We start from the raw sequence: 19,137 nt of genomic DNA on the forward strand, positions 1-19,137 counted from the left end.
GAGCGAGAAGCGGGAGTCGCCGCCTGAGCAAGAAGCGTGATCCGATCGCAGATCCGTAGATCTGCAGAGGGTCGCGCGACGCAGCGCAGGCGGATGCATCGCGCTTCGCAGCCGCAGCCTCCCTGTGCAGAGGTTCCCTAGATCGCGGGCGGCTGGCTCGCGAAGAGCAGCCTGATGGAAGCGAGAGTCTGCAGGACCATTCCGGCGATCGCGATGAGCGCCGGGGCGCGCCCACCTTCACTCCAGTATTTGCGTACGTAGATGCTGGCGATCACGAAATTGAGGTACGGGATCAAGATGGCCGAGCACAGGGCGATCCCCCAGGCTGTGGAACGTCGTAGGCCGAGTGCCGTAATCCAGAGACCCGCGACCACCAGCGCCCCCAGGCTGCCGCCGAGCAGCAGCAAATCGACTCGCCCCGCGCCTGTGTCCGCAAAGAACTGAATGCCTGCGACTGTCGCCGCGCCGAATGCGACCACCAGCACGGCGTGCAGCCAGTCGGGGAGGCGGGCATGGTCGAGGGGTAGGTTCTGTGTCATTGAGCTGATCTCCAGCTCTTTTCGGCTAGAACCAGGGAGAATCTTACTGCGAGGTCGATTTCGGCGCCGGGCGAAGTGACGGATCGAGACTGGCACCGACCCGGAACAGGTCCAGGGGCGCAGACCGGTCGAGAACTTCGTGCGGCGCGCGATTGCGGGCTGTCGAGAGAGCCCGCAAGCCGGATTCAATACCGCCAACCGCCTTCTTGAGCGCGCCGGGAATCGAATCGGGATCAGATAGCGGCAAGTCATCGGCAACTGCGAGTGAGTTGGCCACGGCCAGGATGTAGCCGAGAACATCGACCGCTCGTGATTCGGGAAGCCGGGAGAGCGCCTCTGCGATCAGGGTTCCGTCGAGTTGTCGCGGCATATCGAAACTCTGTGCCAGTGCATCGTCGCTGTCGGGCACCGCCCACTCTTCGACGTGTTCAACCGTCAGCGGACGGTAGGCGCGCATTGCTTGTTCGCGATCCGGGAAGCCGAGATCCTGGAGCCGGTTCGTACGCCAGCGCAGGGAGTCCTCTTCACAACCGGAGATCGTCTCGAACAGGCAGCCGTAGACCAATCGCCAGTACTGAGGCTGATTGTGCTGCCAGGCCGCTTGCGTCAGCTCGTGCATGCGATGCATGGGCGCACCCTCGGGTGCGCTGAAATAGACGACGCCATCCGGAGTGAAATAGCCCGTTGGAGGCTCGTCTTCCTTGCCCACGACAACAATTTCGCACTCGTCGTGCACCATCAGGATCCAGGTGGCCAGATCGAATTCCTCGAGTGCGCGGGCCAGCGTCGCGCGGCCCGCTTCGATGAGTGCATCGACCCACTCGCGAAACTTGCCGAGATCCAGGTCGTAACGGTCCCAGCAATCGAGGTCGATACACGCAACCCGTTGCTCGGGCCGGGCGATCTCGAGCAGCCACGCGCTTTCGTTGAGACCACCCGCCAGTACCGTGTGTGCAAACTCGGCTTCGGGCAGGTGCGGGACGACCTTCTCCGGATTGTCGACCAGCATCAGGAAATCGCCGCGCATAGCCGGACGAAGCTCGATGCAAGCCACCGCCTGAACCTCGGGAGACAACTCCCGGAGCTTTCGCTTGGCGGCCGCGCGGTCGGAACGCGACAGCCGCAGCAACTCCACACCCGATACCCCGGGCGCGGGAACGATCGGCGGGTTTTCAGCCAACTTGGGGAATGGCCTCTTTGATCGCGTCGATCGAATGATCCACGAAAGAGAACGTTATGGCTTCGCGGACCTCGGCCGGAACTTCTTCGAGATCCATCTTGTTCCGGCGGGGCATGATCACGTGTTTGATACCCGCGCGATGCGCTGCAAGCACCTTGCCCTTGATCCCGCCGACGGGCAGAACCTGGCCGCGCAGTGTGATCTCGCCGGTCATTGCGACGTCACCGCGAACGGGACGACCGGTGAGCAGGCTGGTCAGGGAAATCAGCATCGGAATCCCCGCAGAAGGACCGTCCTTGCTGATACCGCCCGCAGGAACGTGGATGTGGATCTGATTCTTCTCGAATACAGTGGGATCGATCTTGAGTTGCTCGGCGTTACTGCGCAGATAGGAGAGGGCCGTCTCAGCGGATTCGCGCATCACGTCGCCGAGCTGACCTGTGAGGTTGAGGCCGGGTTTCCCCTGCATCCGGGCCGACTCTGTGAAGACGATGTCACCGCCGATCGGCGTCCAGACCATGCCCGTGGCAATTCCGGCGCGATCGAAGCGCTCCGCCATCTCGCGTTCAAACGGGGGCGGTCCCAGGAGCTTGGCGAGATCATCCGGGGTGATCTCGGGGGCAGCTTGGTTTTCGGCGATCTTGAGGGCCGACTTCCGCACGAGCGCGGCGATATTGCGTTCCAGATTGCGAACACCGGCTTCCCGTGTGTAGCCATCTATGATCGCGGCGATCACCTCATCCGAAAGCGTCACGTCCGACGAATCCAGCCCATGGCCTTCGAGCTGACGCTGCACGAGGAAGTCTCGCGCGATGCGCTGCTTCTCGCGCGCGGTGTAACCGGGTAACTCGATCAGCTCCATGCGGTCCAGCAGGGGCGGTGGAATCGTGTCGGTGCGGTTCGCGGTCGCAATGAACAGGACCTTGGAAAGATCGAATGGCAGATCCAGGTAGTGGTCCGAGAACGTGCCGTTCTGTTCGGGGTCGAGTACTTCGAGCAACGCAGAGGACGGATCCCCTCGGTAGTCGGTCCCAACCTTGTCGATCTCATCGAGCATGAATACGGGATTGCGGGTCCCCGCCGTCTTCAGGCTCTGAATCACGCGGCCGGGAAGCGCACCTACGTACGTGCGGCGATGCCCGCGAATCTCGGCCTCGTCGCGCACGCCACCCAGCGATGCCCGGACGAATTTGCGACCCATCGCTCGCGCGACGGACTTGCCCAGAGAGGTCTTGCCCACCCCCGGTGGTCCAACGAAGCACAGGATAGGGCCCTTGGGATCGTCGACGAGGTGGCGCACCGCCAGATACTCCAGGACGCGTTCCTTGACGTTTTCCAACCCGTAGTGATCTTCATCGAGAATCCGACGTGCGTGCGGCAGATCGAGGTTGTCTTCGGTCTCGGCTGCCCATGGCAGATCGAGAATCCACTCCACATAGGAGCGCGAGACGGAACGCTCAGGCGAGTGCGAAGGCATGCCCGACATGCGATTGACTTCGCGCTCCGCGACGTCGTACACATCCTCGGGTAGTTCGGCGTCTTCCAGACGCGTGCGCAATTCGTCGCCTTCTGCCACCTGCTCGTCGGCCTCGCCGAGTTCTTCCCGGATCTTCCGCAGTTGTTCCCGGAGCAGTTTCTTGCGCTGGCCGTGGTCGATCTCACCGGCCGCACGTTCCGCAAAGCTCTTGCTGACCTGCGCGATGCGGATCTCGCGCACCAGATAGCTCATGAGCACTCGCAGACGGGCGAGCACGTCGGGTTGCGCGAGCAGTTCGACCTTCTCGTCGAGCGGCAGGTTGCTATTGAACGCGATCAGATCGGCGAGTCGCGCGGAGTCATCGATCCGGTCGAGAACCTCGATCGCTTCGTTGGGCAGATCGTCCCGCAATTCGACCAGTTCGCGCGCAAGTCGTTGCACGGTGCGGCGGGCGGCTTCGGCCTCCGGCGTCTGATCGAACATATCTTCGGGAAGGTCGACATTCACCGCCCGGTAGCCTTCGGCCTCGATCAATTCCTCGACGCGGATGCGCGCAAGGCCGAGGACGACCACCGAAAGGCCGTTACCGGTGTCGGCGACGTGAATGATCTTGGTCACCGTGCCGTACTCGAACAGCTCCGCCTGATCGGGCTCTTCGGTATCGGCTGCGCGTTGCGGTAGAACGGCGAGTAGACCGCCCGAACGCGACGCCGCCTGAACCGCCGCCAGAGAGCGAGAGCGGCCGACATTCAAGGGCAGCGTGACGCCGGGGAACACGACGGTATTCCGAACCGGCAGCAGAGGTAGTTCCCTGGGGACGGAGACGGTCTCGCCCCCGATCTCGATGCTGAAGTCGCCGTTTTCACTCACGATACTGGCCAAGGCTAGGACCGGAAGGGCCGCGGTCAAGGGCCCCTGGTGATGTGTTCAGCCCCCAGAGGCACGAAACCGCCGCTCCGGAAGCCCGGAGCGGCGGTTCCTCGAGAATTTCTGCTAGACGCGAATGCTCAGTACTTGAGCTTCTTGTAATCCAGCGACTGGACCCCGCGAATATTGCGGATCTCAGAGATCAGGGAACCCGCTTGCGAGTAGTCCTTGAGCTTGCCTTTGACCATCACGTTCTTTTCCGTGACGGTGAACTCGAGCTTGCGGCGGGCCCGCATCAGCTCTTCGTCGTCTTCGATGGCCTTTTCGATCTTGGCCAGGATCTCGTCATCGGTCGGATTGGCTTCCTCCGGCGGACGAACGATGATGCGATTGCGGACTTCCTTGATGCCCTTCTGGCCGGAGGCGAGTTCTTCCGCCTTCGCCTTCAATTCCTCGCTCGCGACACTACCGGTCATCATGAGTGTGCCGCGCATTGCCATGAGCTTGACTTCCATCATGCCGGGCTCGATGTAGAACTTCTTCCCAACTTTGAGCGTGCGCTTGGCGTCAGCAGCGCTCTGTGCCGCGGCGTCGAAAGCAAAGCTGAGCGCGAAAACCGCCAGGCCAAAAATCATGATCGTGCGAACGGTGCGAGTCATTTTTTCTCCTCCCCAATACTGTCCGAAATCCACCCGGGCGATCGCCGGGGGCTAGTTCCTGCAACGGAATGCCGGCCGGCAACGCCCAGTTTGAGCAGTGCTGCGCCAGCGGGTCAGTCGGTGTGTAGCCTATCCGAGTCTCCGGTGTCGGGTCAACCGACACAAACGGCGCAATTACGCGTTGTTACAAGAGAAATTCCTCGGAGATCTCCGGCCTCCTGCAATTCAGACGGATCAGTACCGGGCGTATTCGACCAGCAGTTCAATCCGCCGCTTCCAGGAACCCTCCCAGCGATCCAGGAGATTCCTGCCAGGGCTGGTTCCACGGTCCAGAATCGCGTAGATGGGTTCCAGAAACAGGCTCTCGTCCTCTCCGGAGCGACTCTTTGCGCCCAGTCGCTTCAGACCGGCAGCCGAGATATCGACGAGTTCGCGCGCTACAGCTGCGACCAAACCGTCGGGCGCCTGCGCCTTGAGTCCAACTCGCGCCACCTCCGCGTGCAGTGCGTCGACTTCTTCGAAAGTCCAGTTATCCAGTCGCTGGCGGGCGGCGGCCAGCGAGCCCGCGTCGTAGAACAGACCCTTCCAGAACGCCGGCAGTGCGCAAACCAGTCCGGGAGGTACGGCATCGGTACCGCGTGTTTCGATCACTCGCTTGAGTCGAACTTCGGGAAACAATGTGGTCAAGTGGACATTCCAGTCGGCGAGTATCGCCGAGTGACCTTCGAATCCCTCGGCCATGAAATGCCGAAACGTCAACCCGCGCGTCGGCAGGTGCGTGCCCTCGCGCACGATGAAATACATCGGAACATCGAGTGCCCACTCGGTGTAACGCGAATACACCGTGCCTTCGCCCCATCCCTTTTCGAAGGCGAACGGCAGAAATCCGCAGCGATCGGGATCCGTCTTGCGCCACACCCATGCACGCTGCGATTCATAGCCGTTTGGCTCGCCTTCACTGATGCTCGAATTCGCCCACAATGCTGTCGAGATCGGGGACGCGGCAAGGCCGACGCGCAGCTTGTCGGCGGCGTCGGCTTCGGACTCGAAATCGAAGTTCGCCTGCACGCCTGCGGTGGCATGCATCATGTGTAGGCCGAGCTCGTCTCGCTTCCCGAGATACTCGCGCATGATCGCATAGCGACCTCTCGGCATTTTCGGAGTGCGCTCGATCGGCGCGATCGGCCGCACTCCGAGACCGAGCCAAACGATCCGAAAAGGTTCTGATACGTGCTTCAGCAGGGCAATGTGGTCATTGAACTCCTTGCACGTCTCGTGCAGGGTCGACAGCGGCGCACCCGATAGTTCGAGCTGGCCACCCGGTTCCAGCGTAATACTGGTTCCGTCTCGCTCCAAACCTAACAACTTTCCTTCGTCGAGTAGCGGCGAGAATCCGTGGTCACGACGCAGCACTTCGAAAAGAGCGCCGATACCCCGTTCTCCCTCGTAGGGAACCGGCTCCAGGGTGTCGGAATAGAGTCCGAGCTTCTCGTGCTCGGTTCCGAGCTTCCAACGGGCCGGTGGCTTCTCTCCATGGCGGAAGAACTCGAGCAGTTGATCCGGATTCTCCAGCGGCTGAGCCAGAGTCGGGTCTTCGCGGGTCATGGTCATGGCGATACCTCGGGATAGAGGTCTGGGTGCAAGAAGCGCAGCGCAGCACAGGTCACTGCCTGCGCTCCGTATTCCGCTCGGGTCAGATGGCCTCCGGTCAGACGGCCGATATTGCCCGCTCCCGTGCCCGGATCATCGAACCCGGCGGGTGGGGAATAGCTCGCATCGAACACGCCCCCGATCGGTTTGCGAGGCGAACGAGTCGCCGGACCGACGCAATCGGGCGGGTACTCGAAGCCGGCTGTGAAGCCGACCCCTTCGCGTTTCCCGTCAAATAGCACACAGCAACCGATGTTGATGAACCCCGTCGGAACCTCCGAAAGGGGTACGAGTCCGTCTTCGATGCCGGCGGCGAGTTCGCAGTTTCCCCGGGCGTAGCTAAGGCGAGCTCGATTCCGGGCTCCCTCGACAATCTCCGAGAAACCGATGGGTTGCTCGTCCACACCGCTTTCCGCATCGCCGGATTCGATCTCCAGGCGCGGATAGAAAGCCGCCAAGCCGAGCCGAACTGCCGAGAGCTTGGCGGGGTTCCGACTGCCGACGCGCACGCGAAGAGCGTCGCTCAAGCGGCCGTAGCCTCTCGGATCAGGGCGACGATTCGCTCCTCGAGCGCATTTTCGACCTCGCTGCCGCGCAGCGGAAGATCCGCACACGGGCCTTCGGGCTTGCCCTTCTTGAACGGTCCGACCAGCCGAACCTTGCCCTTTTCCGCCGCAATCCCCACACATTGAACGGCGAGCCGGCCGCGCTGCACGCGGAACGAGACGCAGTCGACGTGCTTTTCGTCGGGGATTACTGGCGAGACTTCCAGATGCGTCAGGTGATGCGCGCCTAACTCCTGGGCACGTCGACGGAATGCGTCAACCGCGCTCACGGAGATCTCGCGCAGATGTTCTGTCGCCTGGCGAGTGTCCCGCAGTCGGGCAGGCAGATCGCCGTCTCGCTCCGCGAGTTCCCGAGCCAGCTGTTCGAAAATTTCTGTGTGCATTGTCCGCTAGTGTAAACGATCTGGCTGCTATACTTCCGCACCGTTGAGCACAACCACTTTGCGCCTTTCGATCGCGGCCGGCTTGGCACTCACTGCCGTGCTGATTTTCCTGGGCGAGCTGAACTCCGCCTACCTCGCCTTCACCGCGACCTTCGCGATCTTCTGCCTTTCGGCCCGGATCTCGTTGAACTGGCAGATCGCAATCGGTACAGGCCTCGGTGTGGCGCTGGGCTTGATCGTCTTCAATCGCGAACTGCTCGAAGTAGGCACCGTCATGAAGCCGGTGGGGCGAGTGTTCATCTTCATGCTGAAGATGCTGATCGCACCGATGATACTGCTTTCGATTTCGCACGGCATCGCGAGCATGGGCAGTGCTCGGGAACTGGGTCGGATCGGTGCCCGCACGCTGGGGCTCTATCTGTTGACGATGGCCCTGGCCGTCATCACGGGCCTGGTCCTGGTGAACCTGGTACAGCCGGGTGCGGATTCCGGTCTACTCGAGAGCGAGTTCTTCCGCGGTAGCGTGTTGGAGCGCGCGGAACAGTCCGCGGCCGGGCCCGACCTCGGAGAGTTCCTGCTCACCACGGTGTACCAGGTGCTGACGAATCCGTTCGATTCGCTCGCAAATGGTCGCATCCTGCCGATCGTTTTCGTCGCGATCCTGCTCGGCATCGCACTCGCACAGATGGGCGAACGCGGGCGGGCGGCGGTCGACACCATCGACGGTTTCTATGGCGCGGTCATGCACATCATCGGCTGGTTCATACGCCTGGCGCCGGTAGGTGTCTTTGCCCTGGTCGGGCATCTGATCAGCACAGTACCGCTCGCCCAGATCGTCGAACATCTTGCCGCGTTCTCGTTGGTCGTGTTCGGCGGCACGCTCTTTCACGCGGCGGTGACGCTGCCGCTCGTCGCCTGGTGGTTTACGGGCGTGAGCCCTCTGGAGTTGCTGCGCGCGATCCGCGAGGCTCTGGCAGTCGCTTTCACCACGAGTTCGAGCGCCGCCACCCTGCCTGTAACCACTCGTTGCGTGGAAGAGAACCTTGGCGTACCCCGACGCGTGTCGAGTTTCGTCTTGCCGCTGGGCGCCACGGTAAACATGGACGGCACCGCACTCTACGAGGCAATCGCAGCTGTTTTCGTCGCGACGATCTACGGCATCGAGCTTTCCATCGGAGCCCAGTTGGTGGTCTTCCTGGTCGCAATGGCGACGGCCATCGGTGCGCCGGGCATCCCGTCGGCGGGTATGGTCACGGTGATCGTGGTGTTGGAGTCCGTCGGTCTACCCGGCGAAGCCGTGGGTTTCCTATTGACGATCGACCGCTTCCTCGACACGGTTCGCACCATGGCAAACGTGGAGGGTGACGCGATCGTGGCGTTGTGCGTAGCGCGGGACGAACCCGCGGCGGCTACATAGCCGCTTCGAGTACCAGCGGCGGCTGTGCATCGCGTAGCTCAGCGAGTCGCGACTGCTTTGTTTCCTCGAAACGCTCTCGTGCCTTCACGGAGATAGGCTCGCCCATCGGGAACTTGACCTTGCTCGGGTCTTGGAAACGCCCCGCGTACTTCAAGCGGTAGTCGAGATGCGGACCCGTCGCCAGACCGGTCTTTCCGACATAGCCGATCACACGCTTCTGCTCCACACGCATTCCACGCTTGAGATCCTTGGCGTAACGCGACAAGTGGCCGTAGTACGAGGTGTACCCGTTGTTGTGACGGATCTTCACCAGGCGGCCGAAGCCCCCACTCCAGCCTACGAAACTGACCTCGCCACCGGCTACGGCCCAAACCGGCGTTCCGGTTGGTGCGGCGTAGTCGATGCCTTCGTGGGGTCGACGGATCTTCAGGATCGGGTGCAGTCGGGATTTCGAGTATCGAGAACTGATTCGTGTGTAGTGGACGGGAGCGCGCAGGAAAGGTCGCCGAACGGAGTTCCCATCCGGGGTGTAGTAGTTCCCCTCACCTTCATCGTCTTCGAAGTACACGGCCACGAAAGTTCGCTGGGCAGCGCGGTACTCGGCGGCCAGGATCTTCCCGTAGCGCACGAAGCCATCGCGATCGTAGAACTTTTCGAATACCAGTCGGAATTCGTCGCCAGGTCGTGATTGCGTAGAGAAGTCCACGTCCCAGACGAAGATGTCGGCAAAGCTCTGAACCAGATTCCAGTGCTCACCCAGGCCGAGGACTGCCTTCGATAGTGAGTTATCGATGACGCCACCGAGCTGCACCACGCGTCGTTCGAGAGGGACCTTGGCTTCACTCGCCGCAAGCATGCCTTCGGAATTGGCTTCGACCCGGTAAATCTTGCGCCGGCCACGTTGAAACTCGAATGAAATGATCTCGCCGCGGTCATCGCGAATCAGTGCGAAGAAGTCACCCGCATGCGCTCCGCGGAAATCGAATACGGGTCTCATCGCCTCGGCGATCGTGTGCACGGTTCCCGCGGGAACTCCCATGGAGGCCAGCGAGCTGGCGATCGAACCGCCGGCGGTTACGCGACCCGTCACGACGTCCAGCTCCGAAGAACGCACGGGTACTTCGGGGGGTTTCGAATTCTCGGACGGAAAGGCGATCTGTTCGACCAACGGATTCTCGGACCGGAAGGGCTCACCTGCGGCGGCTGCAGCGGGATCGGCGGCCCGATCCTCACCGTCGAGCACGAGGTAGGAAAACAGGGCACAGAACGCAAAGACACCCAAAGCCACCGCCAGGAAAACGGGGCGATGCCCGAGCAACGGAATCCACGCCAGTGGGCCACCCACCATGCGAGAATTTTCTCTCGTGTTTCTACGAACGATCAAAGCACCCTCTGTTTCCACCTGGCCAGGTCTACCCAGACCAGACACCACCATCGCCGCAGTGGAATGCGGTAATGCGTCTTCTCGCGACCAGAATTGACCAGGTCAGACAGAATGGATGGCCTATAGTGCCCTGCCAGGCAAGAGAAATGTACCCTGTTATTCTTACGCGAGAGCGACGCAACTTGACCACTTTCCGTTTCTGAGTCGGTAGTTTGCTGGCCGGAGTTGCACGCAAAGAAATCACACCTTCGATCGGTGTGGAGCTGATGGGCTATGGAGCGCGGGTGGGGGCGGCCCGAAACGTCGCTCAGCCGCTCTTCACCCGAGCCCTCTTCCTTTCCCCGGAAGACCCGCAACATACCGGAATCATTATTGTTTCTGCCGATCTCTGCCTCATGGGACCCGGCCAGGCGGAGCTTCTCCGCAGGCAGATCGAGCAGTCGACCCGTGTTCCCGTACACAGAGTGCTGGTCGCCTGCACCCATACTCACTCGGGTCCCGAGACAGGACTGGCTGACTTCAACTCCGGGCGCGAACTGCCCGAGCACGTGGCTCCGATGATGGACGGAATCGTCGAAGCCGCGCGACTGGCCTGGCAGAAACGGCGCCCGGCCCGCTTCGGTTGGTCGACCGGCCGGGCCCCGATCGGCCGCAACCGGCGCGTTGCCGATGATCCCGTCGACTCCCAGGTTGGGGTTCTCAGGGTTGTCGATGCGCGCGGAGCGCCGATGGCGGTCCTGTTCCAACACGCTTGTCACGGAACGGTTCTCGGGCACGACAATCTCGACCTCTCCCCGGATTGGGCTGGACTTGCGGCGGCGCGCATCGAATCGGAGACCGGCGCGATCGCGCCCTTCCTGCTCGGTGCACACGCCGATATCGATCCCCGCACGCGGGGGTTGATGGACATCGCGATTTCCGGCCAGAGCATCGGGGTCGGTCACGATGGCGTCCGCGTCTTGGGAGCTGAAGTCGCAGACAGCGTGCTGGCCGCGCTCGACGATGCCGTTCCAGTCGATGCACCCGTAGACGCGGCCACCGCTGAAGTGCCGCTCATGCTTCATCTCGGCGATCTTTCACCCGACGAAGAACGCGCGCAATTCACTGAACGCAAGAAAGAGATCGCGGCGCTGCTCGGCGTGGACGTCGACGAAGTACCGCGTCTGGCATCGCTGTGGAACGCGGCAGATCACCTGGTCGCGACTCTTCCGGTCAGGGAAGCGCGCGAACGGATCGCTCGAGTCCGGGAGTACGTGAGAGACAAATCTGCACCCTTTTTCGTCGGCGGCAAGCGGCGGCTTGATGTCGAGATCCAGGTGCTGCGGGTTGGCGAAGCTGCCCTACTCGCGCTTCCGGTCGAACCGACGACCCGGGTCGGACTCGACTGGAAGGCGCGCAGTCTTCCGTCGACGATCGGAAGCGTCGTGGGCATCGGCAACGGATGGTTGCGTTATCTGCCACATGCCGACGACCTGTCGCATCCATGCGCGCACCAGCACTACGAGGTGCTATCGAGTCTTTTCGCGCCGGATAGTTGTGAGCGTCTGCTCGAGGCTGGCGATCGGCTGCGGACGCGTCTGTTCTGAGAGAAACACGCTTTGCTGAAAGCGCGCGTTTTCTACTGCAACTCCTGAATGCCCTGATGCAGAAGATCGAAGAGCGGTTCGATCTCGGACTTCTCCAGACACGAAAACGCTACGCGAATATCGCTGGCGCCGATTGCGATCAAACCCACGCCATACTTTTCCAGCAAGTGGAGGCGCAGCTTCTCGGCGTCGACACCCTTCACGTCGACACACATGAAGTAGCCGGCGTTGAACGGGTAGATGTCCCAGCTATCGCGGTAAGCCTCGCGAAGCGAGACCTCCCGTACCTCGAGCGCACGCGCCTTCAGGATCTCGAATTTCTCGCGGCGCTCAGCATCAATCGTCGGTGATCGCAATGCGGCCAGCACGACGCTCTGCGAAGAATGTGTGCAGTTGCTGATCCCACCGCGAATCGCTCCCATGACCTTCTTCTCGAGTGCGGCGAGTGCGGCTTCGGGATCACCCGTCACCGGCGGTGCGAACGTGATGAAACCGCATCGCAGGCCCCAGACGAACAACTCCTTGGTCGCACCATCGAGCTTCACGGTCAGCACGTTCTCGTGGATGTTCGAAAGCAATCCGAACGGCGACTCCTGAATCGCAGCGTCATCGAAAACCAGACCGAAATAGGCATCGTCACAAACCACGAGCAGCTTCTGTCCAGCAGTTGCGGCCTCGATGACCGCATCTCGGATGCCCTCGACCTCGGCTCGCGTCGGCATGTAGCCGGTCGGATTGTTCGGGAAGTTGAGCAACACAATGCTCTTGCCCGAACCGGCCAGGAGTGTTTCGCGCAATCCGGCCACGTTGAAGCCACTGCCATCGTAGGTGGGAAAGGTCTCCACCTTTGCGCCGAGTCGCACCTCGTAGGTGAGGCGGTAGTTTCCCCAGAGTTTGTCGGGCAGGACGATGCGGTCACCGGGATCCACGAACAGGTCGCCGACGAGCGAGAGCCCGTGGGTGATCGCATGGGTTACGACCGGCGTGCCAAAAGTAACCCCTGACAGACTGGGATTCTCGCGCAGCAGCTTCTCGCGCCAAGCCTTGCGCAACTCCGGCTTTCCAGCCGCCGGGGCATAACGCACGGCTTCGGCCGGGCTGATGCCCGAGTAGTGTTCGAGCACCGCAGCGAGCGCCATCGGACCGTGGTCTTCAGTGGCTTCGCCGATCGTCGCGTTGAAGCGATGAGCCTTTTCGCGAGCCTCCGCCGATTGCGAGAGGATGCCCTTGGGGAAATAGAGCGCGCGTCCGCGCTCCGAGAGCAGCGAAAACATGGTTGGACACGCGGACTGGATCTGTTCGTTGAGTTGTGTAGCTAGGGGGTTCATGGCGCGCAGCAGATTAGCAGCCCGCCGGAAGGCCCGCCCCCACTGGCCCACCTTCTCCAGCCGTTCCGACCCGCACCAGCAGGTGCCGGGACTCGCAAACGCGTCACGAAGCGTCTCTCAGGTGCTGGGCAACTCGAGCACACGCGAGCGCTCCACGAAACGATGCCGTTCCCAGAACCGCTGACCCTCGAGATTCGCGCTCTCGACCCTGACCGCAATTCCCGCTGTGTCGAAGTCCTTCAGGGAGTCCCGAGCGTATTCCACGAGTGCGCTGCCCAGACCCAGCCGACGCTGCTCCTCGCGCACGAAGAGTTCGTGAATCCAGGAAACCGCCGACGAGCGCAGGGCGGCGTTGCCCGGGATCTCGGATTCGGCGAAGAGAAAACCGTCAATCCGTCGCTCACACTCGACCACCAGGATGAAACATGCGGGATTCTGAATGCCGCGCTGAATCTCCGACTTCAACGTCCGTAACAATTCAGAGGCGGGCGGATGATCGGAACCGAGCGCGCGGTGGTACTCGATCAACTGCAACCAGAGCCGCAACACTTCAGTGCGGTCTGCGAGAGAAGCCCTGCGTATCTGGTGGTGCTCGCCCATGGGAGCTACTTGACGACCCGGCGCTCCTTGGACCGAATCAGGCGTAGGCTGCCCTGCTTCGTGTCCTCGGAATAGCGACCGATCAGATCTCCTTCAGGGGTCTTCTCGGTGATCTCGTAGATGATCGCCTCCTCCATCTCACCTAGCATTTCGCTCCCGCCCGAGAGCGAGTCCGTCACCAGGATGCGCACTTTCTCCGGCAAAAAGGCGATCTTCCAGATCTGGGTGAAACTCATCGTCATGGCCCCACCCGAACCCATCGGTGGAGGCGATGCAAAGCCCTTCTCGTGATTCCCTTTGAGCCTCTTGGATTTCATGGCGCGAGAAGCCACATCCAGATTCGTGCGCAACGCATCCAGGACTCCGCCCTCCGGTTGCCAGACTTGATGGGAGCGCATCGCGAAACGCCGAAGCTCCTCGGACCCCTTGTCGAATACGACGTAGGGATAGCTCTGGATGGTCAGCTTGTTCTCACCGGCCTCGATCGACCAGGCGAAATCCTTGAACTTGGTGATCGACTTGTCCTCGGACCGACTGTCCTTGTAGTGCACCAGCACGTACCAGTCGCCGGTGAGGTCGAGTTTGGACAGATCCTCGGCCCTGGCGAGGCCGGGGCCTGCGACCAGCAGGAGAGCGAGAGTCCAGCTCAGAAGTCCGATGGGGCTGAATTCGATTTTCGTCATTGAGACTCCAGTATAGCCGGCCCCTTCGAGGCCTGACCGCGAGGTCCGACTGCGAAGCTCAGACGCGCACTCCGGGCGGCAGATTCGCGGAATTGAGGCACCGTCCACAGGAACTGTGGTGTAAACTCGTCGCCAGGTACGGTAACGAACCCCCTTTTCTCCTCCTGGGCACTGCCGCGGGCCTTTTCGCGACCGCCGGCAGATTTCGAGCTTTTCCGGGGGGTCGTGGCAACCGGTCGCGGATGGTTTGCGTGCGGCACGGATGTTGCGCGGTCTGAGACCGGAAAACTGCGACTTGCGCTGGAGAATGGTCTGTAATGTCGACGATCTGGATCGTTTCGGAGGATCGAGCTTGGCTGGACAGCCTCGCCTACCACCTCCGCGCGCTCGGCGAGGTCTGGACTGGACCGCCCGAACGCGGGCATTGGCGGGGTGCGGAGACGCCGGACCTGATTGCGCTTCTCGGAGTCGACGCGGCCAGCGGTGATCTGTCGGGGCTCGAGCGTCTGCTGGACTTCATTCGCGGCGTGCCACACCTCGGCCGGTCGCCCCAACCACTGATCTACGCTGAACCGCCTGGAAGCCACCCGTCGGGGGAGACCGCGCGGCGCCTGATCGACGATCGCAAGATCGCGCTCGCGAGCTGGCCTCTGGAACCGGACGACCTGGTCGACCTCGGCGCACGTTTGCTGCAGACGAACGAGTTGCCCATCTCGCTGCGCGAGCGGGAACGACGCGACTGGGTCGGGGAACGCGTCGAAATTCTGTACGCGGATCTCGATCTTCCGGCTCTGCGTCAAGCCGTCAATCCGCGCAACGCAGCGCGCCCGGTCTTGCTGCTGGGCGAACCGGGGACCCGACGCGGCCTGCTGGCGCGTTACGTCCACAATCTGGCAGAGCCTGCGCGTGACCGCTTGATCGTGTTACCGGCAGCGGATCTCTCTGCCCACGAACTCGAACGCCGAGTCCTCGGCGAGAGCGTTGGAGAGCGCGTCACGTTGTTTCTTTCCGGCCTCGAACGCGCGGATCACGCGCGTCAGGAAGAGATCGCCGAGTTCCTGGGCGCCAGCGGCGCTCTGGGCATCGAACAGATCCGCTGGCTGGCATCGGCGGCGCGGACGGCCGGGTTGGCGCCCGGGTTGCGCGGGCTGCCGTGGATTCGCGTTGAGCTGCCGTCACTCCGCAACCGCGCGGACCGGGAACCGCTCATCCGCTCCCTGGCCCGGGCCTGGTCGAAGCGAAGCGGTCGCGAGGTCGAGTTCGACGCAGAGGCTCTCACGGTTTTGACGCGTTACGCGTGGCCCGGCAATCTGCGGGAACTCGAGTCCGTGATCGACGCGAGTTGCTCCGCGGCAAGCGGCTCGAACGTGCGCGCGGAAGATGTCCAGCTCGGACCTCGAGGTGTCGCTCCGGTTGCCCGCGTCACGCCCGAAGAAGACTCGCCAGAAGCCGATTTTGCAACCGGGAGCCTGGATGAACTCACCGAGAGCACGTTCTCGGACCTGGACGAGGCCGAATTCGGCCCTCTGGCCAATGAAATCGAACTGGAACCCGGGGACGAAGATCTCGAACTCGACGTGGTCGAACCCCTGCGGGCCGTGCACCTGGAAGCGGTCGAGGAGGAACCCGAAGCCGCGACTGATCCGGCGTCGGACCCAGGACCCGGCACTTCGGAGCTTCCTCGACTGACCGAGGTCATGCCCGCACTCGCCCAGGAGATCCGCCTGCCGCTGCGTGCGATCCGCACCTGCGCCAATCTGGTCGATCAACAACCAGACGACGCGAGTCGCCGGCAAGAGCTGGCAACCCTGTTCGAAAACGATCTCGGGCGACTCGAAGAAATCCTGACGCGACTCGAAACGTATTCAAAGTTCGGCCGCGCGGAGGAGCAGAGCTTTGATCTGGCCGCGAGCGTCGCTTCTGAACTCGACGCCCATCACGAAACCGTGCGCTCCAAAGCCCTGGTCGTGCTTCGAGAACTCGATCATGACGCACCCCAGACGCGCGGCGACGAGACTCAAGTCCGCTTTGCAATCGGCAGTTTGCTGAGCCGTGCATTGCGTATGGTTCCAGCGCGCGGCGATCTCTACGTGGGCAGCAAGTTCCTGCCCGCTGCGAACGACAGGGCCGGACGGCACCGGCTGCTGATTCGATTCCACAGCCCGGAAGAAGTTCTGGTCGGACCAGATGACGGGCCAGAACCCCGGATCCCGATCGAGGTCATGCTGGCGCGGGAGTTGATCGAACGCAGCGGCGGACGCTTCGCCGTAGATGCGTCAGGTGCTCAAGACAACCTGATCCTCGTCGAACTCGGCGGCTAACTGCGCTAGCGTGCGCTCTCTTGGGAGCCGCTGCAAAGAAGCTCGCTGCAACTGTGATCGGCGTCGATGTCGACGGCGATGCCGTGGTTGTCCGCTATGCGCCCAGGCGCGGATCTCCCAACGAAATCGAAGACCGAATCGTCCTGGCCCCGAAGGGTGAAATGATCGCGGTCAACGGCGTTGGGCGACTCCTGCGGATTCTGAAGGCCGCTCGCGTCAGAGCGCCGCGGGATCCCTACAACGAATGCGCCGACCCGAACCGAGCGGCGACGCTACTCCACAAGTGCCGTGGCGTCATAGTGGATCTGCACGTGGCGCGCCGTTTCAACCGAGGCCTCAAGATCTGGACCGAAGAGGGTGTCGAGCGCATCAGCGGAGTGATCGATTACACCGAAACACCAGATGCACTCGAGATTCGTCGACGTGGAGGTCGGTCCGTCTTGAACATCCCAAAACTGAACATCATCCGCTTTGAACTCTCCTCTGAGGAGTACTACGTCGTGACTTCAATCGAGGCTTCATCACGATTTCCCTTGCGGTAACGTCGCATTACTGACTAGTCTTCGTACCCAGGTACGGGTAGTTGCCGCCAGGTACTGCAGAACTTTCTGCTGGGGGGTAGGAGAGTTCGAGGTACAGGGCGGCACCCCGTACCGGTTGCGTTTGACGGAACGCGCTACCTTCTAACCCTCGTCGAGTTCCTCTCGCCGAGTTCAGACGGAGGCGGAAACAGAACGTGTTCGGCATCGGAATGCCTGAGCTCCTGATGATTCTGGTGGTGGCACTTCTAGTGCTCGGACCGAAGCGTCTACCCGAGATCGCTCGCTCCCTCGGGCGGGGCATGTCGGAGTTCCGCCGTGCCTCCAACGAGCTGCGTTCGACTCTCAGCGAACCTCTCGAGAAACCGGCCGACTCGCGCCCCGAACCTGCACCTGCACCTGCACCTGCAGGAGCGCCGGAGAGCGAAAAGCCATCGGAAACCAAATCGGCTGATGACTGACGATCCGCGGCCCGTCCTGGAGCATCTCGACGAGTTGCGGAAGCGCCTGTTCTGGGTGCTCGGCACATGGACGGTGTTCGCGCTGACCGCGGGCTATTTTGCGCGCGATGTCTTCGAGATCCTCATGAGTCCCGCGGTATCCACTGTGCGCGAGGCGGGACACAAACTGATCGCCATCGCTCCTCCCGAACTCTTCCTCACATATGTAAAGACTGCGATCCTCGCGGGCTTCCTCGTGTCCATGCCCATGACCTTGTATCAGGCCTGGAGTTTCATTGCGCCCGGTTTGTACGAGAACGAAAAGCGCTTTGCATTGCCTTTCGTCGTCGCGACTTCGCTCCTGTTCGCGACTGGATGTTCGTTCGGGTACTTCGTCGCATTCCCACAAGTGTTCGAGTGGTTTCTTTCCCTGGAAGCCGACTACGTTACGACCAGCTGGACCACGCAGACGGTATTCGGATTCATGGCACGCCTGTATCTCGCCTTTGGCCTGGCCTTCGAACTACCCATCGTGCTCGTGTTCCTGTCACTCGCGCGCATCGTCAGCCCCCAGCAGCTGGCTGCGTGGCGGAAGTACGCTTTCCTGATCATGTTCGTGGTCGCTGCTGTGCTGACTCCGCAAGACGTCGCCAGTCAGATCATGCTCGCGATTCCGCTCATCATGCTGTACGAGATCAGCATCTGGGTTTCCTACGCCCTGGTCGGCCGGAAGAGCGCGAAGACCGAAGACTGAACGCATGAGCAGCACCCATCGCATCGAAGTCGTCCTGTTGGATATGGGCGGGGTACTGATCCCTGAAGCACCCGGCTATGAAGGCGCCGCACGCGACCCCGAGTTGATTGCCAGGGTCGAGGCCTTCGGCATTGAGGATCCCTCTCGCTTCACACGAGAGCGGGCCCGGAGTGTGAGGCAGGCGTATCGCGACTTGAAGGGCAGCTACACCCAACCCGATGTCAGCCGGGTATTTGCAGATCAGCCGCCTGAACTCGCAAAGCTATTGCTTCGCGCATTCCGCCTTCAAGCCACACGCCCCCCATACGGCCACTCGCGCTCAGTCGTAGCGGAACTCGCGCGAACTCATCGTCTGGGACTCGTCTCCAACACAGTCATTCCGGGAGATCATCACGCGCGCGCGCTCAGGCGGGTTGGCTTGCTACAGCACTTCGAATGCGCAGTGTGGTCTGCGAATTTCGGGCGGCGAAAACCCGACCCGACGATGATCCACCACGTGCTCGAACAACTGGGTGTGCCTGCTCGGCGCGCACTCATGGTCGGTGACAAGCTGCACACGGATGTGTTGGCAGCCCAGCGTGCTGGCGTGCGTTCGGTCTACCTGCGCAAGCGCGGCGCACCCCACCAGGGTCCTGCACAACCCGACTTCACAATCCAGCACCTGGGTGCGCTGCCCAAACTGGTGCGCGATCTCAGCTAGGGAACCTCTGCACAGGGAGGCTGCGGCTGCGAAGCGCGATGCATCCGCCTGCGCTGCGTCGCCC

18 protein-coding genes are annotated in these 19,137 nt (G+C 62.0%); 7 read left to right on the top strand and 11 right to left on the bottom strand.

The window, feature by feature from the left end; all coding sequences use genetic code 11:
- Positions 1 to 137: 137 nt before the first annotated feature.
- The 7 genes from GY725_02205 to GY725_02235 form a co-directional block, all read right to left on the bottom strand.
- The gene (locus GY725_02205) at positions 138 to 539 is read right to left on the bottom strand and encodes a hypothetical protein (protein MCP4002987.1); all 402 of its coding nucleotides are present in this window, start codon (positions 537 to 539) and stop codon (positions 138 to 140) included.
- 43 nt (positions 540 to 582) lie between these two features.
- Positions 583 to 1,719 (bottom strand): hypothetical protein, encoded by a 1,137-nt coding sequence (locus GY725_02210; protein ID MCP4002988.1) that lies wholly within the window; start codon positions 1,717 to 1,719, stop codon positions 583 to 585.
- Positions 1,712 to 4,042, bottom strand: coding sequence for an endopeptidase La (lon, locus tag GY725_02215; GenBank protein MCP4002989.1), 2,331 nt, complete (start codon positions 4,040 to 4,042; stop codon positions 1,712 to 1,714). Before lon ends, GY725_02210 begins: the two co-directional genes overlap by 8 nt.
- 161 nt (positions 4,043 to 4,203) lie before the next feature.
- On the bottom strand, positions 4,204 to 4,722 hold the full coding sequence (locus tag GY725_02220; GenBank protein MCP4002990.1) for a BON domain-containing protein: 519 nt from the start codon (positions 4,720 to 4,722) through the stop codon (positions 4,204 to 4,206).
- Positions 4,723 to 4,956: 234 nt separating this feature from the next.
- Positions 4,957 to 6,333, bottom strand: coding sequence for a glutamate--cysteine ligase (locus GY725_02225; protein MCP4002991.1), 1,377 nt, complete (start codon positions 6,331 to 6,333; stop codon positions 4,957 to 4,959).
- Positions 6,330 to 6,899: a DUF84 family protein gene (locus GY725_02230; protein MCP4002992.1), complete on the bottom strand. Its 570-nt coding sequence runs from the start codon at positions 6,897 to 6,899 to the stop codon at positions 6,330 to 6,332. The genes GY725_02225 and GY725_02230 overlap by 4 nt, the downstream gene beginning before the upstream one ends.
- Entirely contained in the window at positions 6,896 to 7,321 is a 426-nt protein-coding gene (locus GY725_02235) for a hypothetical protein (GenBank protein ID MCP4002993.1), read from the bottom strand. Before GY725_02235 ends, GY725_02230 begins: the two co-directional genes overlap by 4 nt.
- Positions 7,322 to 7,364: 43 nt before the next feature.
- Here GY725_02235 and GY725_02240 point away from each other — a divergent pair, with 43 nt between their 5' ends.
- The gene (locus tag GY725_02240) at positions 7,365 to 8,738 is read left to right on the top strand and encodes a dicarboxylate/amino acid:cation symporter (protein MCP4002994.1); all 1,374 of its coding nucleotides are present in this window, start codon (positions 7,365 to 7,367) and stop codon (positions 8,736 to 8,738) included.
- On the opposite strand, the gene GY725_02245 is transcribed toward GY725_02240, so the two are convergent.
- Positions 8,731 to 10,086, bottom strand: a complete 1,356-nt coding sequence (locus GY725_02245) for a M23 family metallopeptidase (GenBank protein MCP4002995.1) — start codon at positions 10,084 to 10,086, stop codon at positions 8,731 to 8,733. The two genes, GY725_02240 and GY725_02245, sit on opposite strands and share 8 nt — an antisense overlap.
- A 248-nt stretch (positions 10,087 to 10,334) precedes the next feature.
- Here GY725_02245 and GY725_02250 point away from each other — a divergent pair, with 248 nt between their 5' ends.
- Positions 10,335 to 11,708: a hypothetical protein gene (locus GY725_02250; GenBank protein ID MCP4002996.1), complete on the top strand. Its 1,374-nt coding sequence runs from the start codon at positions 10,335 to 10,337 to the stop codon at positions 11,706 to 11,708.
- 32 nt (positions 11,709 to 11,740) lie between these two features.
- Here the strand turns inward: GY725_02250 and GY725_02255 are convergent, their stop codons facing one another.
- The 3 genes from GY725_02255 to GY725_02265 form a co-directional block, all read right to left on the bottom strand.
- Entirely contained in the window at positions 11,741 to 13,036 is a 1,296-nt protein-coding gene (locus GY725_02255; protein MCP4002997.1) for an aminotransferase class I/II-fold pyridoxal phosphate-dependent enzyme, read from the bottom strand.
- Positions 13,037 to 13,153: 117 nt separating this feature from the next.
- Complete coding sequence (locus GY725_02260; protein MCP4002998.1) at positions 13,154 to 13,636, bottom strand: GNAT family N-acetyltransferase; 483 nt, start codon at positions 13,634 to 13,636, stop codon at positions 13,154 to 13,156.
- 5 nt (positions 13,637 to 13,641) lie between these two features.
- Positions 13,642 to 14,319 (bottom strand): hypothetical protein, encoded by a 678-nt coding sequence (locus GY725_02265; GenBank protein MCP4002999.1) that lies wholly within the window; start codon positions 14,317 to 14,319, stop codon positions 13,642 to 13,644.
- A gap of 317 nt (positions 14,320 to 14,636) precedes the next feature.
- Here GY725_02265 and GY725_02270 point away from each other — a divergent pair, with 317 nt between their 5' ends.
- The 5 genes from GY725_02270 to GY725_02290 all read left to right on the top strand — a co-directional run bounded on the left by GY725_02270 (position 14,637) and on the right by GY725_02290 (position 19,073).
- Positions 14,637 to 16,640 (top strand): hypothetical protein, encoded by a 2,004-nt coding sequence (locus tag GY725_02270; protein ID MCP4003000.1) that lies wholly within the window; start codon positions 14,637 to 14,639, stop codon positions 16,638 to 16,640.
- Between the two features lie 20 nt (positions 16,641 to 16,660).
- The gene (locus GY725_02275) at positions 16,661 to 17,182 is read left to right on the top strand and encodes a hypothetical protein (GenBank protein ID MCP4003001.1); all 522 of its coding nucleotides are present in this window, start codon (positions 16,661 to 16,663) and stop codon (positions 17,180 to 17,182) included.
- A 194-nt stretch (positions 17,183 to 17,376) separates the two neighbouring features.
- Positions 17,377 to 17,640, top strand: coding sequence for a twin-arginine translocase TatA/TatE family subunit (gene tatA, locus GY725_02280; protein MCP4003002.1), 264 nt, complete (start codon positions 17,377 to 17,379; stop codon positions 17,638 to 17,640).
- On the top strand, positions 17,633 to 18,373 hold the full coding sequence (gene tatC / locus GY725_02285; protein MCP4003003.1) for a twin-arginine translocase subunit TatC: 741 nt from the start codon (positions 17,633 to 17,635) through the stop codon (positions 18,371 to 18,373). Before tatA ends, tatC begins: the two co-directional genes overlap by 8 nt.
- A gap of 4 nt (positions 18,374 to 18,377) precedes the next feature.
- Positions 18,378 to 19,073 carry an HAD family hydrolase gene (locus GY725_02290; GenBank protein ID MCP4003004.1) on the top strand — a complete coding sequence of 232 codons (696 nt, stop codon included), beginning with the start codon at positions 18,378 to 18,380 and terminating at the stop codon, positions 19,071 to 19,073.
- Positions 19,074 to 19,137: the final 64 nt, after the last annotated feature.

This window comes from bacterium (assembly GCA_024226335.1).
Lineage (GTDB): Bacteria > Myxococcota_A > UBA9160 > SZUA-336 > SZUA-336 > JAAELY01.

Coding starts and splice junctions, on each gene's coding strand:
- GY725_02245 (MCP4002995.1), bottom strand. CDS start 10,086: ATGGTGGGTGGCCCACTGGCGTGGATTCCGTTGCTCGGGCATCGCCCC.
- GY725_02290 (MCP4003004.1), top strand. CDS start 18,378: ATGAGCAGCACCCATCGCATCGAAGTCGTCCTGTTGGATATGGGCGGG.
- GY725_02265 (MCP4002999.1), bottom strand. CDS start 14,319: ATGACGAAAATCGAATTCAGCCCCATCGGACTTCTGAGCTGGACTCTC.
- GY725_02260 (MCP4002998.1), bottom strand. CDS start 13,636: ATGGGCGAGCACCACCAGATACGCAGGGCTTCTCTCGCAGACCGCACT.
- GY725_02205 (MCP4002987.1), bottom strand. CDS start 539: ATGACACAGAACCTACCCCTCGACCATGCCCGCCTCCCCGACTGGCTG.
- GY725_02225 (MCP4002991.1), bottom strand. CDS start 6,333: ATGACCATGACCCGCGAAGACCCGACTCTGGCTCAGCCGCTGGAGAAT.
- GY725_02270 (MCP4003000.1), top strand. CDS start 14,637: ATGTCGACGATCTGGATCGTTTCGGAGGATCGAGCTTGGCTGGACAGC.
- GY725_02255 (MCP4002997.1), bottom strand. CDS start 13,036: ATGAACCCCCTAGCTACACAACTCAACGAACAGATCCAGTCCGCGTGT.
- tatC (MCP4003003.1), top strand. CDS start 17,633: ATGACTGACGATCCGCGGCCCGTCCTGGAGCATCTCGACGAGTTGCGG.
- GY725_02220 (MCP4002990.1), bottom strand. CDS start 4,722: ATGACTCGCACCGTTCGCACGATCATGATTTTTGGCCTGGCGGTTTTC.
- GY725_02235 (MCP4002993.1), bottom strand. CDS start 7,321: ATGCACACAGAAATTTTCGAACAGCTGGCTCGGGAACTCGCGGAGCGA.